The sequence below is a fragment of the Paraburkholderia sp. BGA-UO-ETr-F21 genome (assembly GCF_059567925.1).
This window is the reverse complement of the sequence record NZ_JCAQOY010000036.1, coordinates 330,384-348,942: the sequence shown is the minus strand read 5'-3', so window position 1 is coordinate 348,942 and position 18,559 is coordinate 330,384. Positions and strand designations below refer to the sequence as shown.

Annotated in this window: 18 protein-coding genes; all 18 read left to right on the top strand. The window is 59.4% G+C overall.

Annotated features, from left to right (window positions below; genetic code table 11):
* Positions 1-8 precede the first annotated feature (8 nt).
* The 18 genes from AC57B1_RS22610 to AC57B1_RS22525 all read left to right on the top strand — a co-directional run bounded on the left by AC57B1_RS22610 (position 9) and on the right by AC57B1_RS22525 (position 18,407).
* The gene (locus tag AC57B1_RS22610) at positions 9-956 is read left to right on the top strand and encodes an ABC transporter permease (protein ID WP_408355399.1); all 948 of its coding nucleotides are present in this window, start codon (positions 9-11) and stop codon (positions 954-956) included.
* Between the two features lie 16 nt (positions 957-972).
* Entirely contained in the window at positions 973-2,472 is a 1,500-nt protein-coding gene (locus AC57B1_RS22605) for a sugar ABC transporter ATP-binding protein (protein ID WP_496418723.1), read from the top strand.
* A gap of 7 nt (positions 2,473-2,479) precedes the next feature.
* Positions 2,480-3,439, top strand: a complete 960-nt coding sequence (locus AC57B1_RS22600; protein ID WP_408355405.1) for an ABC transporter permease — start codon at positions 2,480-2,482, stop codon at positions 3,437-3,439.
* Between the two features lie 60 nt (positions 3,440-3,499).
* Entirely contained in the window at positions 3,500-4,249 is a 750-nt protein-coding gene (locus tag AC57B1_RS22595; protein ID WP_496418852.1) for an electron transfer flavoprotein subunit beta/FixA family protein, read from the top strand.
* A 22-nt stretch (positions 4,250-4,271) separates the two neighbouring features.
* The gene (locus AC57B1_RS22590; protein ID WP_496418851.1) at positions 4,272-5,204 is read left to right on the top strand and encodes an electron transfer flavoprotein subunit alpha/FixB family protein; all 933 of its coding nucleotides are present in this window, start codon (positions 4,272-4,274) and stop codon (positions 5,202-5,204) included.
* A 10-nt stretch (positions 5,205-5,214) separates the two neighbouring features.
* Positions 5,215-6,234, top strand: coding sequence for a Gfo/Idh/MocA family protein (locus AC57B1_RS22585; protein WP_496418722.1), 1,020 nt, complete (start codon positions 5,215-5,217; stop codon positions 6,232-6,234).
* Entirely contained in the window at positions 6,234-7,031 is a 798-nt protein-coding gene (locus AC57B1_RS22580; protein ID WP_496418850.1) for a shikimate dehydrogenase family protein, read from the top strand. The genes AC57B1_RS22585 and AC57B1_RS22580 overlap by 1 nt, the downstream gene beginning before the upstream one ends.
* 240 nt (positions 7,032-7,271) lie before the next feature.
* Positions 7,272-8,288, top strand: a complete 1,017-nt coding sequence (locus AC57B1_RS22575) for an aldo/keto reductase (RefSeq protein WP_496418721.1) — start codon at positions 7,272-7,274, stop codon at positions 8,286-8,288.
* A gap of 129 nt (positions 8,289-8,417) precedes the next feature.
* Complete coding sequence (locus tag AC57B1_RS22570) at positions 8,418-9,440, top strand: zinc-dependent alcohol dehydrogenase (protein ID WP_496418720.1); 1,023 nt, start codon at positions 8,418-8,420, stop codon at positions 9,438-9,440.
* Between the two features lie 40 nt (positions 9,441-9,480).
* Entirely contained in the window at positions 9,481-10,959 is a 1,479-nt protein-coding gene (locus AC57B1_RS22565; protein WP_496418719.1) for a sugar ABC transporter ATP-binding protein, read from the top strand.
* A gap of 2 nt (positions 10,960-10,961) precedes the next feature.
* Positions 10,962-11,954: an ABC transporter permease gene (locus AC57B1_RS22560; protein WP_496418718.1), complete on the top strand. Its 993-nt coding sequence runs from the start codon at positions 10,962-10,964 to the stop codon at positions 11,952-11,954.
* 24 nt (positions 11,955-11,978) lie between these two features.
* Positions 11,979-12,920 (top strand): substrate-binding domain-containing protein, encoded by a 942-nt coding sequence (locus AC57B1_RS22555; RefSeq protein WP_408346405.1) that lies wholly within the window; start codon positions 11,979-11,981, stop codon positions 12,918-12,920.
* Positions 12,921-12,971: 51 nt separating this feature from the next.
* Positions 12,972-13,484: a VOC family protein gene (locus tag AC57B1_RS22550; RefSeq protein WP_408346403.1), complete on the top strand. Its 513-nt coding sequence runs from the start codon at positions 12,972-12,974 to the stop codon at positions 13,482-13,484.
* Positions 13,485-13,593: 109 nt separating this feature from the next.
* Entirely contained in the window at positions 13,594-14,607 is a 1,014-nt protein-coding gene (locus AC57B1_RS22545) for a zinc-binding dehydrogenase (RefSeq protein WP_496418717.1), read from the top strand.
* Positions 14,608-14,694: 87 nt separating this feature from the next.
* A complete protein-coding gene (locus AC57B1_RS22540; protein ID WP_496418716.1) occupies positions 14,695-15,993 on the top strand; it encodes an MFS transporter in 1,299 nt (432 codons plus the stop codon).
* Complete coding sequence (locus tag AC57B1_RS22535) at positions 15,983-16,429, top strand: MaoC family dehydratase (protein WP_408346397.1); 447 nt, start codon at positions 15,983-15,985, stop codon at positions 16,427-16,429. Before AC57B1_RS22540 ends, AC57B1_RS22535 begins: the two co-directional genes overlap by 11 nt.
* 66 nt (positions 16,430-16,495) lie before the next feature.
* Positions 16,496-17,002, top strand: a complete 507-nt coding sequence (locus tag AC57B1_RS22530) for a heme-degrading domain-containing protein (RefSeq protein ID WP_408346395.1) — start codon at positions 16,496-16,498, stop codon at positions 17,000-17,002.
* 490 nt (positions 17,003-17,492) lie between these two features.
* Positions 17,493-18,407, top strand: a complete 915-nt coding sequence (locus AC57B1_RS22525; protein ID WP_496418715.1) for a LysR substrate-binding domain-containing protein — start codon at positions 17,493-17,495, stop codon at positions 18,405-18,407.
* Positions 18,408-18,559 lie beyond the last annotated feature (152 nt).

Sequence of the window (18,559 nt, the reverse complement as noted above, 5' to 3'; positions counted from 1 at the left end):
TCACGTCGATGCATTCCCTGCTGCAGCGCTTTGCGCCGCTGCTGGTTTTGCTGGCGCTCGGCCTTTGTATCGGCGCATTCAATCACGATTTCTTCGATCCGATGAATCTGGCGCGAATCGCGGTGTCTGCGGCGATTCCGCTCACCATCGCGCTCGGTGGAACATTCGTGATTCAACTCGGCAGCATCGACCTGTCGGCGGAAGGGATTGTCGCGGTGTCCGCCATCACTGTGTCGATGCTGGTCGAGAATTCGTACAACGATAATCACCATGGCTTGTGGGTGCTGGCCGTCGCGATTGCGGCCGGCACGGCACTGGGGTTCGCTAACGGCATGCTCCACGTGTTTCTGCGCATTCCTTCTTTCATTGCCACGCTCGCGGTCGGCTTTGTGGCAACGGGAATCGGAACGGCATGGCTATCGGGCAACACAATCCGCGTGAGCGATACGGCATTGCGTTCGATCGCCATTACGCGTTACGTGGGTTTGCCGTTGTCGGTATGGATCGGCTTGCTCGCGCTCGCCATCGCGTGGTTTGTCCATCGGCATACGTTGCTCGGACGTCACGCGCTGGCAGTCGGCGGCGGTGAGGATCTCGCGCGTCTGAACGGGGTGCGGGTGCGGCGCGTGCGGATTGCGATCTTTGCACTCGCGGGCGCGTTTTATGGCGTGGCCGGCATCCTTGCCGTCGCGCAATACGGGCAGGGCCATGCGCTCATCGCCGACGGCCAGTTGTTTGTCGCGATCACGGCGATCGTCGTCGGCGGCACTTCGCTCGCGGGCGGCAACGGCAGCCCGTTGAACACGCTCATCGGTACGTTGATCGTGGTGGTGCTCGGCAACGGCATGGTGCTGCTCGGCGTGCCGCCATACGTGCAACAGGGCATTCAGGGCGTGCTGATCATCGTTGCGGTCACGCTTGCGCTCAATCGCTCGCACCGGCGCATCGTCAAGTGACCCAGGGAGATTCGATATGCTGAAGCTCAAGAACATCACAAAGCGCTTCCCAGGCGTGCTCGCACTGGATGACGTTTCGGTCGAAGTGCGGCCTAATGAGATCGTCGGCCTGATTGGCGAGAACGGCGCGGGCAAGTCGACGCTGATGAAACTGCTGACTGGCGCCTACCGCCAGGACGCAGGCGAAATCACGTTGTCGGGCCAGCCGCTTGTGATTCGCAATCCTCGCGACGCGACGGCGAAGGGCATTGCGATGGTGTATCAGGAACAATCGATCCTGCCAAACCTCACAATCGCCGAAAACCTGTTTCTTGGCCGTGAGGAAAATTTCACGACGTTCGGCCGGATGAACTGGCCGAAGCTCAAGCGCGCCGCTCAGGCTGAACTCGCCACCGTGCATCTCGACATCGATCCGTTGACGGTTTGCGAGGACCTCTCGTTCGGGCAGCGGCAGATGGTGGAGCTGGCGCGAGCGCTGTCACTGGCGAGCCGCACCGGCGGCACCCCGATCATTCTCCTCGATGAGCCGACTTCCGTGCTGGAAGCCGCCGAGATCGAGATTCTGTTCAGACTGGTGCGCGAACTCAAGTCGCGTGCGTCGTTCGTGTTCGTTTCGCATCGTCTGGACGAACTGCTTTCGCTGAGCGATCGCGTATACGTGATGAAAGACGGCAAGGTCGTGGCAGAAATGGCTTCCGCGCAGGCCTCTGTCAAGCAGCTTCATGAACTGATGGTGGGTCGTTCGATGAACGGCGAGTACTACCGCGAGAACCTGCAAAAGCCGTGTCGCGATGAAGTGGCGCTATCGGTTCGACATGCGTCGCTCGGTCATGCGTTGAACGATGTGTCGTTTGAGGTACGACAGGGTGAGGTCTTCGGTGTGGCGGGTGTCGTCGGGTCGGGGCGCGAAGAACTGTGCCGCGTGATCGCCGGTCTGGACAAGCTCGATTCCGGCGAAGTGAGAATCGGCGGCACGCTGCTCAAGGCCCAGGCGAATCATGCGGTCGCGTTAGGCGTTGGCTACGTGCCGCGCGAGCGCAAGGTGGAAGGGCTCGTGACGCAGATGAGCGTTGCTGAGAATCTCACATTGCCGCGACTGAAGGCGGTGAGCCGGGGCGGCGTGGTACGCAGAGGGAACGAGCGCAAGATTGCCAACGAGTGGATCGAGCGTCTGCACATCAAGACGCCGGGACCGGAAGCTTCTTGTCGCAATCTCTCGGGTGGCAACCAGCAAAAGGTGGTGCTCGCGAAATGGCGCTTCGCCGGCAGCCGAATTCTCGTGCTTGACCATCCGACCCGCGGCCTCGACGTGGGCGCCAAAGAGGAAGTCTATCAACTGATTCGCGAGTTGACCGCTGAAGGGGTTGCGGTCGTGCTGACTGGCGACACGCTCGAAGAGATTCTCGGCCTGAGCCACCGCATCATGGTGATGCGTGATGGCCGTGCGCAAAAAGTTCTGCCGTGCGAAGTGGGCTCGAAGCCTTCGCAGGTCGATATCGTCGAACATATGGTGTGAGGCTGCTATGTCATTTCTGAAATCACCTTCGAGGGCGACGCTTCGCGACAATGCGCCCTTCGCTGCGCTCGTGGCGTTGTACGTGCTGATCGAGATCGCCGAGCCGGGCTTCATGGCGTTGTCGACTCAACTCGGACTGCTCGCGGACAGTTCAACGCTGTTCATCATGGCCGCCGGCACAACCTTTGTGGTGCTGCTGGGAAGCATTGATCTGTCGCTGCAGGCGGTTGCATCGCTGGCGAGCGTGATGGTCGCGCTGTTCCTGCCTCGCTACGGGGCATGGGCGGCAGTCATCGCGCTTGCCGCGTCGTTCGGGATTGGCCTGTTGAGTGGCGTGATCCAGACCGTGCTGCGTATTCCCTCGTTCATCGCGACGCTTGCGATCAGCGGCATTGCATCGGCTGCGGCGCTCACGCTGTCAGGTACGCGTTCCATCGCGATCAGCGACGACATGCGCAACGCTTCTCTGGGCTGGACGACGGGGACCTCGTTCGGCATCCCGCATGAGATCCTGCTGGCAGTCGCCGTGTTTGCGTTCTGCTGGTTTCTGCATCGTTCGACTGTGTTCGGCCGTCACACCGATGCGATCGGCGCAGGCGAGCCCGCCGCCATCGCGTCAGGCGTGCGGGTTTCCGTGACGAAATGCCTGGTGTTTGCGACCTCGTCTTTTTTTGCAGGACTCGCCGGCGTCGTAATGGCGGGACGTCTCGGCAGCGGTTCGCCCACCTTGGCCAATCAGTTTCTGTTGCCGGCAATCGCAGCGGTGATCGTTGGGGGAACGGCGCTGACGGGTGGCTCGGGTGGCATCGTGCGTACGTTGATCGGCGCGTTGCTGGTGTCGGTGGCGCGTGTGGGCATGACGTTTGTCGGCATTAGCGTGTTCGCACAGCAGATCGTATTCGGCGTGATTCTGATTATCGCGGTGACGGTCGCTTTCGATCGCTCAAAGGTGTTGGTCATCAAATAGGTCCAAGTGCGGTCAGTCTGGACTGACATGGACAATCTGGCGGAGAAGGGTGGTGACGAAATGAAAGTGCTAGTAGCAGTCAAGAGAGTGGTCGATTACAACGTGAAAGTTCGAGTCAAATCGGACGGCACGGGCGTCGACATCGCGAACGTGAAGATGTCGATGAATCCGTTCGATGAGATCGCGGTTGAAGAAGCGGTGCGGTTGAAGGAAGCCGGCGTGGTTAGCGAGGTGGTGGCGGTTTCTTGCGGTGTCGCGCAAACGCAGGAAACGCTGCGTACGGCGCTGGCGATTGGCGCGGATCGCGCTGTGTTGATCGAATCGTCCACGGAGTTGCAACCGCTTGCGGTGGCCAAGCTGTTGAAGGCGCTGGTCGATAAGGAACAGCCGCAGCTTGTCATTCTCGGCAAGCAGGCGATCGACGACGATTCGAACCAGACTGGCCAGATGCTGGCTGCTTTGGCCGGGTTGCCGCAGGCGACGTTCGCCTCGAAGGTTGTCGTCGCCGACGGAAAGGCGACGGTGTCGCGTGAAGTGGACGGTGGCGCTGAAACGCTGTCGCTGACGCTGCCCGCAGTCATCACGACCGATCTGCGCCTGAACGAGCCGCGCTATGTGACGCTGCCGAACATCATGAAGGCGAAGAAGAAGCCGCTGGAAACGATCAAGCCGGAAGACCTGGGTGTCGACGTCACGCCGCGCCTGAAGACGCTGAAGGTTGTCGAGCCGCCGAAGCGCTCCGCCGGTGTGAAGGTGCCGGATGTGAAGACGCTGGTCGAGAAGCTGAAGACCGAAGCCAAGGTGCTGTGAGGAGACGGACGAAATGACGAATCTGGTTAATCTTGTAATCGCAGAACACGACAACGCATCGATCAAGGCCGCGACGCTGAACACGATCGCAGCGGCGCAGAAGATTGGCGGGGATATTCACGTGCTGGTGGCAGGCCACAACGCACAAGCCGCAGCGGATGCGGCAGCGAAGATTGCAGGCGTTTCGAAGGTCCTGCTCGCCGACGCGCCGCAACTCGAAGCGGGCCTCGCGGAAAACGTCGAAGCGACGGTGCTGAACATCGCGAAGGACTACACGCACATCCTCGCGCCGGCAACGGCATACGGCAAGAACATCGCGCCGCGTATCGCCGCGAAGCTGGACGTCGCGCAGATCAGCGATATCACCGCAGTCGACAGCGCTGACACGTTCGAGCGCCCGATCTACGCAGGCAACGCGATCGCGACGGTGCAATCGGCTGACCCGATCAAGGTCATCACGGTTCGTTCGACCGGTTTCGACGCTGTGGCGGCTGTTGGCGGAAGCGCAACGGTCGAGAAGATCGAAGCGGCGGCAGACAGCGGCATCTCGTCCTTCGTGAGCCGTGAAGTGACGAAGCTGGACCGTCCGGAACTGACGTCGGCGAAGATCATCGTCTCGGGCGGTCGTGGTCTAGGCAACGGCGAGAACTACACCAAGGTTCTCGAGCCGCTGGCAGACAAGCTGAACGCAGCGCTGGGTGCATCGCGTGCAGCAGTGGACGCAGGCTTCGTGCCGAACGACTATCAGGTCGGCCAGACCGGCAAGATCGTCGCGCCGCAGCTGTATGTCGCGGTCGGTATCTCCGGCGCGATCCAGCATCTGGCCGGGATGAAGGACTCGAAAGTGATCGTCGCGATCAACAAAGACCCGGAAGCGCCGATTTTCAGCGTCGCCGATTACGGTCTGGTGGGCGATCTGTTCGACATGGTGCCTGAACTGACCGTTTCGGTTTGATGCTACCCACATGGAGCCCGACATGCGCAAGACCCGGATTGCGATCGTTGGCGTCGGGCTAGCCGCTGCGCCTCACGCGCTTGCGCTTAACGATTTGCGTGAGGAAGTCGAGGTGGTCGGGGTAGTGGGCCGCTCGCGCGAACGGCTGGAGTCGTTTAAGGACCGGTATGGCTTTCCGCTCGGCGAATCGTTCGAGGCGGTGCTCAAAGATCCCGAAGTCGATGCCGTTCTGGTGTTGACACCGCCGCACACGCATCTTGATCTCGTGCTGCAGGCCGCGACTGCCCGCAAACACGTCCTACTGGAGAAGCCGCTCGATATCTCGACGCAACGCGCAGAACGGATCGTGCAAGCGTGCCGCGACGCTAATGTGCGGCTCGGCGTGGTATTTCAGAACCGCTTTCGTCCGGCAGTCCAGCGGCTTGCCGCTCTTGTGCATGGCGGAGCGCTTGGCCCGCTCGCTTACGCGGGACTCGATCTGCGCTGGTGGCGCCCGCAGTCCTACTACGATGAACCGGGCAGGGGCACCTACGCACGCGATGGCGGCGGCGTACTGATGACGCAAGCGATCCACGCTCTTGATCTACTCATGTGGCTGGCAGGTGACGTGTCATCGGTAGCAGGGACGACTGCGACCACCCTATTGCACTCGATGGAAGCGGAGGACTTCGCAAGCGCCGCGTTAAATTTCGAAAATGGCGTGGCCGGCTACGTGCGTGCTACCACTGCTGCGTTTCCGGGATTTCCCGAGCGCATTGAACTGGTCGGCAAGCTCGGCACGGCAGTGCTCGAGGGCGGGGCTTTGCGGGTGTTCTTTCAGAACGGCGGGACGCACGAATTCGATGATCCGTCTTCGACCGGCTTCGGTGCTAAGCCGATGGATTTTCCTCACGTCGCACATCGCGAGCTGATCCGTGATTTTTGTGCTGCGATCCGGGAGGGTCGGGCACCGGCAGTCGTTGGTGACGATGGGTTGCGCGTGCAACGATTGATCGAACGCATCGCGCATGGACACGGAGGCAGGCTTTGATGCAGATCGATGGCGAAACAAAAATCGTCGCCATTCTGGGTGACCCCATTGCGCAGGCGAAATCACCCCAGTTGTTCAATGCGCTATTCGAACGTCATGCAGTGGGTGCCGTGCTGATTCCATTGCATGTGCCGTCGCTTCGACTCGGTGCGGTTCTCGACGGCCTCCGCAATATCGTCAACCTGGCGGGGGTGGTCGTTACGGTGCCCCACAAGTTTGCTGCCGCTGCACATGCGGCGGATTTGTCCGATTCGGCCCGGCAAACGGGCGGCGTGAACTGCCTGCGCCGGGAAGCGGACGGTACATGGTCGGGGGGCATGTTCGACGGCACGGGTTTCGTAAGAGGTCTACTTGCATGTGGGCATTCCGTGCGGGGAAAGTCGGTGTTGCTGGTTGGAACCGGCGGGGCAGGCACGGCGGTCGCGCACGCGCTAGTCGATGCTGGCGCTGTGTCGATCGACCTTTACGACGCCGATCCCGGATCGCTGGCACGTCTCGAAGACGCCCTAAGGTCGCGCCAAAGCACTACGTCGATACGTCGAGGCGTGGCATCCGCACAATCAACGCATGACCTGATCGTGAACGCGACCCCATGTGGCATGCGCGCCGGAGATCCCTCGCCGATCGATCTGACTGGTGCCGCTCAGCAAGCGGTCGTTGCCGATCTCATCATGAAGCCCGAGCAGACGCCGCTGTTGAACGCGGCCAAAGCGAGCGGTCTCACGGTACATCCAGGTCGCCATCTTTTCGAATGTTCTGTTGAAGCGATGGCCGCATTTCTACGACTCATGGCCTGACTCCTTCCAACGTATGAATGCTGTAATCGCCGCGTCACAATGTTTCGCATATACAGCGGTAAATCTAGGGAAAACCCGCTTGATCGATATTCCAGCGAAGCCTAACATCTACTCGAAGTAACTATCCGGTGAGTTACGAAAGTGGCCGATGAGTAAGTAAAAAAGTGTTTGCCGCATATGCCTTGAATGAATCCAGAGTTCCTCTATAGCGCTGACTCTGGTCGATACAGGAGATAGAAGATGGATCCGGTAGTAAAGCGAAAATGGCCGCGTTCAGGGCTCGAGACAACCGTGATGGGCTTTGGTGCGGCGCCGATTGGCAACATCTTCAGGCCGATCAGCGAAGAGGATTCCGCGACGCTGATCAAGGCCGCGTGGGACGCAGGCGTGCGCTACTTCGACACCGCGCCGATGTACGGGCACGGCCTGAGCGAGGCGCGTTGCGGTCAGGGGCTGCGCTGGTATCCGCGCGAGGAGTATGTGCTCTCGACGAAGGTAGGGCGGCTACTGAAGCCGCGCAAACGCGCGGAGATCAATTTCGAGCCGTGGGTGGACGGCCTGCCGTTCGAGCCCGTATTCGATTACAGCTACGACGGTACGATGCGCTCGATCGAGGACAGTCTACAGCGTCTGGCGCTGGAGCATATCGATATCGCGCTGATTCACGACATCGACGTATTTACGCATGGCGAGCGCCAGCCTGAAATGTTCGATGCGGCGATGAAGGGTGCGTCCAAAGCGCTGCTGAAACTTCGCGACGAAGGCGTGGTGAAAGCGGTGGGTCTCGGCGTTAACGAGTGGCAGGTCGCGCACGAAGCGATTCGCCAGCAGGATTTCGACTGCCTGCTGCTGGCTGGCCGCTATACGTTGCTCGAGCAGGATGCGCTGGACGGCTTTCTGCCGCTGTGCGAAGAGAAGCAGGTGTCGGTGATTCTTGGCGGCGGCTACAACAGCGGCATTCTGGCGACGGGCGCGGTGCCGGGCGCGAAGTACAACTATGCCCCCGCACCGGAAGCGATTCTGGAACGCGTGCGCAAGATCGAGCAGGTCTGCCGGGAATACTCGGTGCCGCTCAAGGCCGCGTCGCTGCAATTCGTTCTCGGCCATCCGGCGATTCCGACCAACATCCCCGGCGTGCGCACTGTGGCGCAACTGGAAGACAACCTTCAGACATTCCGCGCCGACATCCCAGCGGAATTCTGGGTTGAATTGAAGCGCCGCGGGTTGATCCGCGAGGATGCGCCGACGCCACAGTAGGGTCGATCGAGCCGTTGCCGCGCACTCACGATCTACGCGACACGGGACAAACTCAACAAGCAATGCTGCCACGGTCCGCCATGGCGGAGGGGGCGTTTCGTCCCTGCGTTCACCGTTCGCGAGAAAGCCATGAAAGCTGCTGTACTAGTTGCCCCCAGACAGTTCGAATTGCGCGATGTGCCGATTCCGGAATGCGGTGCATCCGATGTATTGATCAAGGTCGAGCGCTGCGGTATCTGCGGCACCGATCTGCATATCTATAACGGTAATTACTCGGCCGATCGCCTGCCGCTCATTCCAGGACATGAGTTTTCCGGGACGATTTCCGAAATCGGTTCCGATGTGAAGGGACTGCGTGTCGGTCAGCCGGTGACCGCAGATATCAATCTGGGTTGCCGTAGCTGCTTTTATTGCCGCAAGAACGAGATCCTGAACTGCACGCAGATGCTGCAACTCGGGATCCATGCAAACGGCGGCATGGCTGAGTACGTGCGTGTTCCGGCGTATGCGGTCGTTCCGTTGCCGCCGTCGATGCCGATCGAAGAAGGCACGATGGTCGAACCGTTGTCGTGCATCGTGCGGGCATTTCGCAAGAGTCATCTGCGTCTTGGCGAGAGTGTCCTGATCATTGGTGCAGGTCCGATCGGTCAGTTGCACCTGCAACTTGCGCTGCGTTCGGGAGCGGCGCCGGTGGTGGTCATGGAGCCGAATGCGCAGCGCGCGCAACTGGCCAAAGAGCTGGGCGCGGACCTGGTTGTGACTGATGCAGCGGAGCTGGAGGCCACCGTGCGGACCGCCACCGATGGACGAGGTGTGGATGTCGCGATCGAGAGCGTTGGTTTCACCGAACTCTACGAACGGGCACTTGCGCTGATCCGTCCGGGTGGTCGCGTGGTTGCCTTCGGCATCGCGAAGCCGGGTCACACATTCCGTATTTCAGCGCTCGATTTCGTTCTGCGCGAGCAGGGCGTCCAGGCGAGCGTAGCGGGAATGGGCGACGACATGCACGAGGCCGCGACACTGCTCGGCTACAAACGTATCGCTGTTGCGCCGTTTCTGACGACGATCTATCGGCTCGAGGATGTCGATCACGCCTTTGCGCGTCTCGCCGAAGACAAAAGCGTACTGAAGATCCAGTTGCAGGTCGCCTGAACGAGCGCTTTGTCAGCGTCGTCAACCCAAGAGGTGCGCGATGAATGCCCTTGAAGTACGAGGAATCAGCAAGACTTACCCGGGCGTGCGTGCGCTCGATCAGATCGCCTTCACCTGCAACAAAGGGTCCGTCCACGCATTGGTTGGAGAGAACGGAGCAGGCAAGTCGACCCTCATCAAGATTCTGAGTGGCGCGATTGCACCGGACGGCGGGGAGTTGCTGCTCGACGGACAGCCTTACGCGCCACAGTCGCCGAGCGAAGCGGCTAGCGCCGGGGTCTCGACTATCTACCAGGAGTTCAATCTGATACCGGGATTGAACGTGGCGGAGAACATCTTCCTCGGACGCGAGCGGATCGAAAACGGACTGCTCGACAGCCAGTTCATGCGCAAGGAGGCGCAGGCGCTACTGGAGCGCATCGGTGCGCCGATCGATGTGCGTCGACGGGTTGGTACGCTTTCTGTCGCCGAACAGCAACTCGTGGAAATCGCCAAGTCATTGGCCATATCGGCGCGGGTGCTGATCATGGATGAACCCTCGGCAACGCTGTCCGACCACGAAATGACGTTGCTGTATAACGTAGTCAGAAAACTCTCCGGCGAGGGCGTGACGATCATCTATGTGTCCCATCGCATGGATGAAATCTTCGATCTTTGCGATACCTGCACGGTGATGAAGGACGGCCGCTCGGTATGCACACGGCCCGTCGGCGAATTGAGCCGGGAAGCATTGATCCGGCTCATGGTGGGCCGGGAACTCGATACTCGCTTTCCCGATAAGCGACCGCCGGCCACCGGAGAGATCGTGCTCGAAGTCGCGGGTTTGCGCCTCGAACAACGCGTGCGCGACGTCAGCTTCACCGTTCGTGCCGGCGAGGTCGTCGGCCTCGCGGGGCTCGTCGGCGCAGGGCGAACCGAAGTTGCGAGAGCGATTTTCGGCCTCGAGAGCGTCACTGGTGGCCACATTTCGTTCCAGGGCCGCAGTCACCGACCCGAATCGCCTTCGCAGGCAATCGAGGCGGGTATCGCGCTGGTTCCCGAAGATCGGAAGACTCAAGGTCTCGTGCTGGGATTGAGTATTCGCGAGAACGCCATCTTACCCACGCTGAAAAGCATCTGCCGGTTCGGCTTCGTCGACGGTCGCAAGGAGCGGGCGCGCGTCGCAAAAGTGTGCAAGCAACTCGCGGTCTCCACTTCGAGCGTGGAAGTGCCTGTCGTGACGCTTTCCGGAGGAAACCAGCAGAAGGTGGTTTTCGGCAAGTGGATGGCGCATTCGTTTTCGTTGCTGATTCTCGACGAGCCGACCCGGGGGGTCGACGTGGGCGCGAAAACGGAGTTCTACAAACTCATCGATGAAATCGCACGCTCGGGTAAAGCAGTGCTTCTGATCTCTTCGGAATTGCCGGAACTCATCGGCATGGCCGACCGCATCGTCGGCGTGCGCGACGGTGTCGTGACAGGCGAGGCCCCTGCGCTCGGCGCAACCGAAGAGTCCGTCCTACAAATGATTGCGAGGTAATCATGGCTATCGCCGAGTCGATGTCGAATGTTAGTTCCAGCGAGCGCTTTTCGAATAACGCCTATCGGAGAATCGAACTCGTTCAACGCTACGGAATTCTGGCGATCTTTCTGTTGCTTTGCATGACGGCGGCTCTGTCGTCGCCGTTTTTTCTCACGCCGGACAACCTGCTCAATGTTGTGAGACAGGTGTCAGTGGTCGGTCTCACCGCGCTGGGCATGACCTTCGTCATCCTGACCGCGGGTATCGATCTGTCGGTCGGTTCCATCCTTGCCTTGACGACCCTGGCGGTTGCCGGGCTGAAGCCCTATGGTCCTGTCGCGTCGCTTGCTGGCGGTATAGGGGTGGCAGTGGCGTGTGGATGGTTGAACGGCTTTATAACCACGAAAGGACGCATCCAGCCGTTCATCGTCACGCTCGGCATGATGACGGCGCTAGTCGGTGTCGGGCTCGCCTATTCCGATGGTCAACCGGTCATCGGTGTGCCCGTGTCGCTCGGATGGATCGGTCGCGGTCGTGTCGGTGGTGTCCCGGTGCAGGCCATTCTGTTCGTCCTGATGGCTCTGGTTTCGATGTTGATCCTGAAGAGGACGCGCTATGGACGCCACGTCTACGCAGTGGGCGGAAACGTCGAAGCTGCGCGCCTGTCGGGCGTTGCAGTGGATCGGGTCCGGGTCATCGCGTACGTGCTGTCCGGCCTTTTCGCTGGACTCGGCGGCATTGTCATGGCCGCGCAATTGAACATCGGCGAGGCGAATCTTGGTAAGGGTCTTGAACTCGATGCGATCGCGGCGGTTGTGGTGGGTGGCACGAGCCTGGCCGGTGGTGCCGGCGGAATCGGTGGAACGATCATCGGGGTACTGCTGATCGGCGTGCTCAACAACCTGCTCAACCTTTTGAACATTCCTGCTTATACGCAATTGATTGTGAAGGGCGCCATCATCGTGATAGCCGTCCTGATTCACGCTCAGCTTAGTCGTTCCAAGGGCCGATAGGCTATACGACACAAAGGAGACAACATGAAGACATCAAAAATTACACTGACGTTGACTACGGCGGCGCTGTGTTTTGGTGCAGTGAACGCCGCATGGTCCGCGTCGGAAACCATCGGGCTCTCTCAGGAGAGCCTGGACCATCCGTGGCTCGCAACTCAGCGTAAGCAGATTGAAGCCGGTTCCAGCACAGCCGGCGTCCGGTTGCTGGCTACCGATGGACAGGGCAACGTCGCAACGCAGATTGCCGGCATCGAGGACATGCAGTCGAAGGGCATCAAGTTGTTGCTGGTTCAGGCGGGCAAGGCAGAAGGGCTGCGTCAGGAATTGCAAAGTCTGAAAGAGCGCGGCATCCCGTACATGTTCGTGGGCAAGCCTATCGAAAATGCCGGCGCGATCACTATGGTGTCGGGCGACAACCGTGCGTTGGGTGTGGACGCCGGGCAATTCATTGTGGATACCTTGACGCAGAAGAACGGCAAACCGAAGGGCAACGTGGTCATTCTCGAAGGGATTCCGGGAGACGAGACGTCGCTGAATCGGGTCGGCGGGGCACTGTCGGTCATCAAAAAATATCCAGACATCAAGGTCGTTGCGTCGCAGCCCGGCGACTACCGCCGTCCTAAAGCATATTCAGTGATGCAGAACATCCTTCAGGCTCATCCTCCGGGGACGCTCGATATTGTCTTTGCCGCAAATGGAGAGATGGCGCTGGGAGCGATTCAGGCCATCAAGGAAAGCGGACGCTCGAAAGAAATCAAGGTAACCGGGCTTGACGGACAGAAGGAAGAATTCGACGCTATCCGGGCCGGCGATGAAGCCGCCACCTGGCTCTATCCGCCGGCTGGCACCGAGGGCATCGCTGTGGCGCTGAAAATCCTGAAGGGAGAAAAAGTCCCACCCAAAATTGTGCTGCCGACGGTGCGTGTGACGAAAGAAAACGTGGATATGGTCAAACCCGCGTTCTAAGTTTGAGTATTGGGTTGATCCATTTACGAACTACTTGATGGAAAGCAGACGATGAAATTCTTCGGTATGGAGCACGTTGGCTTCACGGTTCCCAATCTCGACGAAGCCGTGCAATTTTTCGAACGCGCTTTCGGGGCGGTCACGGCGCTGGAGACGGGACCCGTCGTCGCGGACAACGCATACATGGTGCGGCGCCTGGGCGTGCCCGAGCATGCCCGGATCGAGAACATCAAGGTTCTGCGCGTTGGTAATGGCGCCAATCTCGAACTGTTCGAGTACTCGGGGGAGAGCGAAACATCAGCTCTCAAGCGCAACAGCGAGGTAGGCGGCTTCCACATGGCCTTTCAGGTGGAAGATGCCAAGGCGACTGCCGCTCACTTGCGGGAGATCGGCGTTGACGTGCTGGACGGGCCGACCTATGTCGACTCCGGTCCAATGAAGGGACTGACCTGGGTGTATCTCCGCACGCCGTGGGGGCAATTCCTGGAAGTGGTGAGCAGAAGCGGTCCGCTCGGATATGAAGAGGCAGGCGGCCCGACTCTTTGGGCACCCGAATCGGCATAACGCAGGCGAAGATCGGCAGCGGTATTCGTCTCGACAGGTGTCCGCTGTCGTTTTCGGAATTCAGTGTCACAGCTGTACAGCGGTGTTGTCGCCCGCTTGGAGACATCAAATGCAAGAAATGGAAATCTGTTTTCCCGCGAAGGAGCAATTCGTTCTGCAACCGTGCGAACCGGCAGGGGCATTGCGCCCGAACGAGGTCCGTGGCCGTACGGTTGCCACGCTCGTGAGTCCCGGGACGGAACTGGCGTGGGCGAGCGGAGAGGACTTTCCTGTCAGGCCGGGCTACTCGGCGGTGTTCGAAGTTCAGGAGCGTGGCGCGGAGGTGAATGGCGTGGCTGTGGGTGATCTGCTGTTCTGCATGGGCAGCCATCGCACCTACCAGCAGGTCGACGTAGCCCACACGGTTGCGATACCGTCCGGAATGAACGCTCAAAGTGCGCTGCTGGCGCGCCTCGTCGGGGTATCGATGACAACGTTGATGACGACGAAAGCCCGGCCCGGCGACCCCGTTGTGATTTGCGGTGCGGGTCCGGTCGGCTATCTGGCCGCGCATATTTTCCGGATCAGCGGCTACGAAGTTACGGTCGTCGAACCGGATGCGAAGCGACGCGCGCAGGCCGAGCATTCGGGCTTGCAATCAGTGCTGCCGGCGTTTCCCTTCGACCGTGCCGACCTGGCAGGTCAGGTCGCCTTGGTGGTCGACTGCTCTGGCCACGAGCAGGCAGTGCTGGACGGTTGCCGGATCGTCCGTCAGAACGGCGAAGTGGTACTGGTCGGCGTGCCCTGGCGCCGCCAGACGGATTTGTCTGCTCACGAATTGCTCAATGCCGTGTTCAACGGTTTCGTGGAGTTGCGCAGCGGCTGGGAGTGGGCGTTCCCGTTGGTCTCCCGCGGTTTCAAGTGGGAAGAACTGCTTGAGGGCTACAACAACAGCGCGCAGAGCATCATGGCGGGCTTTCGTAAAGCGATGAAATGGCTAGTTGAGGATCGCATTCCCTTGGCAAGGATGGTGCGAGTCGAAACGCCTGAAGCACCTGAAAAAGTCTATCGTGATCTACTGGCGCGAAACATCGATGAACCTTTCGTTGTGTTCGATTGGCGGATGCTTCACATCGAGCATTGAGTTTCTTCCCTACTCCATACGATTGCGGCAGATGGCTTTGGTCCCGGAATGCGCGGGGTTCCGGGACGTTCATTTAAGGGAATAGCGGTGGCTCACTCCAACTACAGATGGCGTATTTGCGCGCTCCTCTTTTTCGCAACAACAATTAATTATCTGGATCGGCAGGTTCTCGGACTGCTGAAGCCTGACCTTGCCGCCAGGTTTCATTGGACCGAAACCGAATACGGCTACATGGTGGCCGTCTTTACGGCCTGCTATGCCTTCGGACTAATCCTGTCGGGCAAACTGATCGATCGATTTGGCGTCAAGGTCGGCTATGGAGTCTGTGTATTGGTCTGGAGTCTGGCGGCCTGTGGGCATGCGCTGGTGCGCAGCACGTTGGGGTTCGTGTTCGTGCGATCGTTGCTGGGTCTGGCCGAGTCGGGAAATTTTCCATCGGCAGTGAAGTCGGTCTCTGAGTGGTTTCCTCGAAAAGAGCAAGCCCTGGCAGTGGGAATTCTTACGTCCGGGACCAGCATCGGCGCCGTGGCCGCGCCTGCCATCGTGCCGCGTCTGGCGGCTGCCTATGGCTGGCAGGCTGCGTTTCTTGTAACGGGGCTTACGGGCTTCATCTGGCTCGGTCTATGGTATGTCATGTATTACGCGCCGCAAAATCACCGCAGGGTTTCGCCGTCGGAATTGAAGTACATCGAGGACGACCGTAGCGCGAACGAAGACGCGGTCAAAGTTGTGTCCTGGTTGTCTCTGCTGAGGCTGCGAAAGACCTGGGCGTTCATTGTAGGGAAGGTATTAACGGATCCCATCTGGTGGTTCATGTTGTTCTGGCTCCCTTCGTATTTTTCGACCCGCTATCACCTCGATTTGAAAAACCTTGGATTGCCACTTGTCGTCGTCTACTTCGCGACCTCGATCGGAAGTATCTTTGGCGGCTGGCTTTCGTCGCAATTGATCACGCGGGGCTGGACGGTGCAGCGTGCGCGCCAGAGCGTCATGCTGGGCTTGGCGTTTCTGGTGGTGCCGATCGCTTTCTCACCCTGGATCGATAACATGTGGGCGATGGTTGGACTGCTCAGTCTTGCGGCCGCAGCACATCAGGGATGGTCAGCTAATCTCTTTACAACGGTATCCGACATGTTTCCCCGAACCCTGGTCGGGTCGGTAGTTGGCAGCGGCGGCATGGCCGGAGCGGTAGGAGGTACGGTGTTTCCGTTATTCGTCGGGGCACTCCTCGATCATTTCGTCGCGCTCGGCCGAATCAACTCGGGGTACAACGTTCTCTTCATAGTATGCGGCTCGGCGTATCTCGTCGCCTGGGGCGCGATGTTTCTGATCCGATCGTCGCAACGACAACTGGATGGTTCTTTGAGGCAATCGCTTGGACTCTGATTTCTATCTGAAAGTTGGTGACGAGGTCATTTTGACGAAAGCGGTGACGGCTCAAGTCATCGACGCTTTTGCTCGAATGAGCGGCGACTTCTCACCGGCTCACATGAGCGAGGAGATCATGTCGCGATCGCCGTACAAAACGCGTATCGCTCACGGTGCACTGCTTGTTGCATGGATGTCGCACTGCTCGACCGAAATAGTGGAGCGACTATCGGGCCTGCGAGATACGGGTGAAACGCCCGTGTCGCTCGGGTATGACCGGGTCCGTTTTCTTAAGGCCGCGCTTATAGGGGACATTCTGACGTACACGTATCGCGTGCAGGCCATCGACCTGAAGAGGCGACGTTCGGTTTCGAAACTGGACGTGGTCAATCAAGCGGGAGAGCTCGTCTGTGTGGCCGAGCACATCCTGAAGTTCGTTCCGTTGGTTGGCTAAGCGCTCTCTGGCTGCCGTTTTTTCAATAATTTTACTGGATGGCGGACTCGCTCCGCTCATATCGTCATGACTATTGCCGAAGACCTTCAGTTGATTGCGCAGCAGGAAAAGTTGCTGGTCGCACCGCATTTCGATGCAGATTTCGGCTGGCAGATTGGGGCGCATTTACATGAAATGGCCAAGGCAAGAGGGCTGCCGATTGCGATCGACGTGCGGACGTTCGGCCAACCCATCTTCTACAGTGCCCTAGCCGGGGCAACGCCCGACAACGCGGATTGGGTGCGGCGGAAAAGTAATACCGTCGCGCATTTCCGTTGCAGCTCATACGCGGTCGGCCTGCGACTGACAGAATCCGGTGCAACGTTGAGCGACAAATTCGGTCTGTCGATTGCCGACTATGCGACGCATGGCGGTGGATTTCCGCTAACTGTACAGGGTGCGGGCATCATCGGTTCGATTACCGTGTCCGGGTTACCGCAACGCGACGATCACGGTCTGATAGTCGAGGTATTGTGCACGTTATTCGATCACGATCCCACGACGTTGCGGCTGGCTCACCGGGATGGTGAATAGGAATCGTAGACGGATCAGACGCGCGGCGTTGTTCTCACGCGGCTGAGCCGGTCACGGACGCTGACCCCAACTTTCCGTAGAGTCCCGCGCATCTCTGTCAGTGGGCAAGCGACTATTGCGTCTGGTCGAATCGGGGCAGTCGGAAATTGCCCATGAATTCGCGGCGTCGGTCTGCAAAAGTACGCCGGACGCCGTCGAAGGTGTTAGAGCCTTCCGCGAAAAACGTCGCGCCGAATTCGAGTGAATGTCTTCGACGGGGCAGTGCGTCAGTCCGGGAAGTTCCTGGCTAACCGCACAACACGGTTCTTGCCGGGATTGTGTTCTAACCGCAGTGGCTAGTGCTGTTCCATGAAGTGATCGACGACCGGGGCACATCGGGATCCGGTATCGATTGCGTGCTGCACAGACAGCTCCGGATTCGCGCATCTTCTGTCAGGTTGGCCAGACTACGGATAAAATCGACGATTCCGCAGACGGTCCGAAGGCCAACATGGAAATCAAATGGATTGAAGATTTCATCGCTCTTGCGCAGTATCAGAGCTTCTCCCGTGCCGCTGAATTTCGCAATGTCACGCAGTCCGGCTTCAGCCGCAGAATCCAGTCACTCGAACAATGGGTCGGCGCTGACCTGATCGACCGCAGCAGCTTTCCTCCCGTCCTGACACCCGCTGGTCAACTGTTTCGCGAAGTTGCCGACGATGTCCTTGCCCGGCTTCTCGATACGCGGGCCATCATCCGCACCGAACAGCGCATTGCGGGGAAGAGTCTGCAGATTTGCGCTGGACACACAATTGCGTTGAACTTTCTTCCAACATGGCTCAAAGCGCTCGCGCCCCAATTCGGAGAGGTACGGGCGCGCGTAATTCCGACCAACGTCCACGACTCGATTCTCATGCTCGTGAATGGCAATTGCGAGCTGATGTTTGCCTATCATCATCCCGAGCTGCCCCTCCATCTCGACGCCGCGAGGTACGAGCATCTCACCGTCGGTCTGGATACCCTGATGCCAACCAGCACGTCAAACGAACGTTCGGCTCCCAAGTTCCGCCTGCCGGGGACCAGGCAACGTCCGTTGCCCCTTATCTCCTACACCGAAACAAGTTACTTCGGCCGTTGCCAGGCGCTGCTGTTGAAGAAGGCATCGGACGCGCCGTCGTTGCGGCTTCACTACGAGTCCGACATGGCGGAAGTTCTGAAGAAACTCGTCATGGAGGGGGAAGGAGTGGCCTGGCTTCCCAGGAGCACGATTACGAAAGAGCTTGCCGATGGCGACCTCGTACCGGCAGGGCCGGCGAGCTGGCACTTGCAGGTGGAACTGCGCGCATATCGTGATTCAACGAATCGCAGCGAATTCCTGGATACGCTCTGGTATCACCTGCGCGCCGGCTCCGCCACACTGGAATAGGGTTTTCCCGCATTATGCGAATTTCGCATGGGCGCATGTCGTAACAGCATGAGCGTTTTTTTTCACGTCCCTACCATCCGTTCTACGGTGAAAGCGCCGCTTTCATTTTTTCTCACGCGCGTGGCCGTCACTTCCCGTCGCCCACGCCGCTA

Coding starts and splice junctions, on each gene's coding strand:
- AC57B1_RS22560 (WP_496418718.1), top strand. CDS start 10,962: ATGGCTATCGCCGAGTCGATGTCGAATGTTAGTTCCAGCGAGCGCTTT.
- AC57B1_RS22525 (WP_496418715.1), top strand. CDS start 17,493: ATGGAAATCAAATGGATTGAAGATTTCATCGCTCTTGCGCAGTATCAG.
- AC57B1_RS22530 (WP_408346395.1), top strand. CDS start 16,496: ATGACTATTGCCGAAGACCTTCAGTTGATTGCGCAGCAGGAAAAGTTG.
- AC57B1_RS22595 (WP_496418852.1), top strand. CDS start 3,500: ATGAAAGTGCTAGTAGCAGTCAAGAGAGTGGTCGATTACAACGTGAAA.
- AC57B1_RS22575 (WP_496418721.1), top strand. CDS start 7,272: ATGGATCCGGTAGTAAAGCGAAAATGGCCGCGTTCAGGGCTCGAGACA.
- AC57B1_RS22550 (WP_408346403.1), top strand. CDS start 12,972: ATGAAATTCTTCGGTATGGAGCACGTTGGCTTCACGGTTCCCAATCTC.
- AC57B1_RS22600 (WP_408355405.1), top strand. CDS start 2,480: ATGTCATTTCTGAAATCACCTTCGAGGGCGACGCTTCGCGACAATGCG.
- AC57B1_RS22565 (WP_496418719.1), top strand. CDS start 9,481: ATGAATGCCCTTGAAGTACGAGGAATCAGCAAGACTTACCCGGGCGTG.
- AC57B1_RS22545 (WP_496418717.1), top strand. CDS start 13,594: ATGCAAGAAATGGAAATCTGTTTTCCCGCGAAGGAGCAATTCGTTCTG.
- AC57B1_RS22605 (WP_496418723.1), top strand. CDS start 973: ATGCTGAAGCTCAAGAACATCACAAAGCGCTTCCCAGGCGTGCTCGCA.
- AC57B1_RS22610 (WP_408355399.1), top strand. CDS start 9: ATGCATTCCCTGCTGCAGCGCTTTGCGCCGCTGCTGGTTTTGCTGGCG.
- AC57B1_RS22585 (WP_496418722.1), top strand. CDS start 5,215: ATGGAGCCCGACATGCGCAAGACCCGGATTGCGATCGTTGGCGTCGGG.
- AC57B1_RS22555 (WP_408346405.1), top strand. CDS start 11,979: ATGAAGACATCAAAAATTACACTGACGTTGACTACGGCGGCGCTGTGT.
- AC57B1_RS22570 (WP_496418720.1), top strand. CDS start 8,418: ATGAAAGCTGCTGTACTAGTTGCCCCCAGACAGTTCGAATTGCGCGAT.
- AC57B1_RS22580 (WP_496418850.1), top strand. CDS start 6,234: ATGCAGATCGATGGCGAAACAAAAATCGTCGCCATTCTGGGTGACCCC.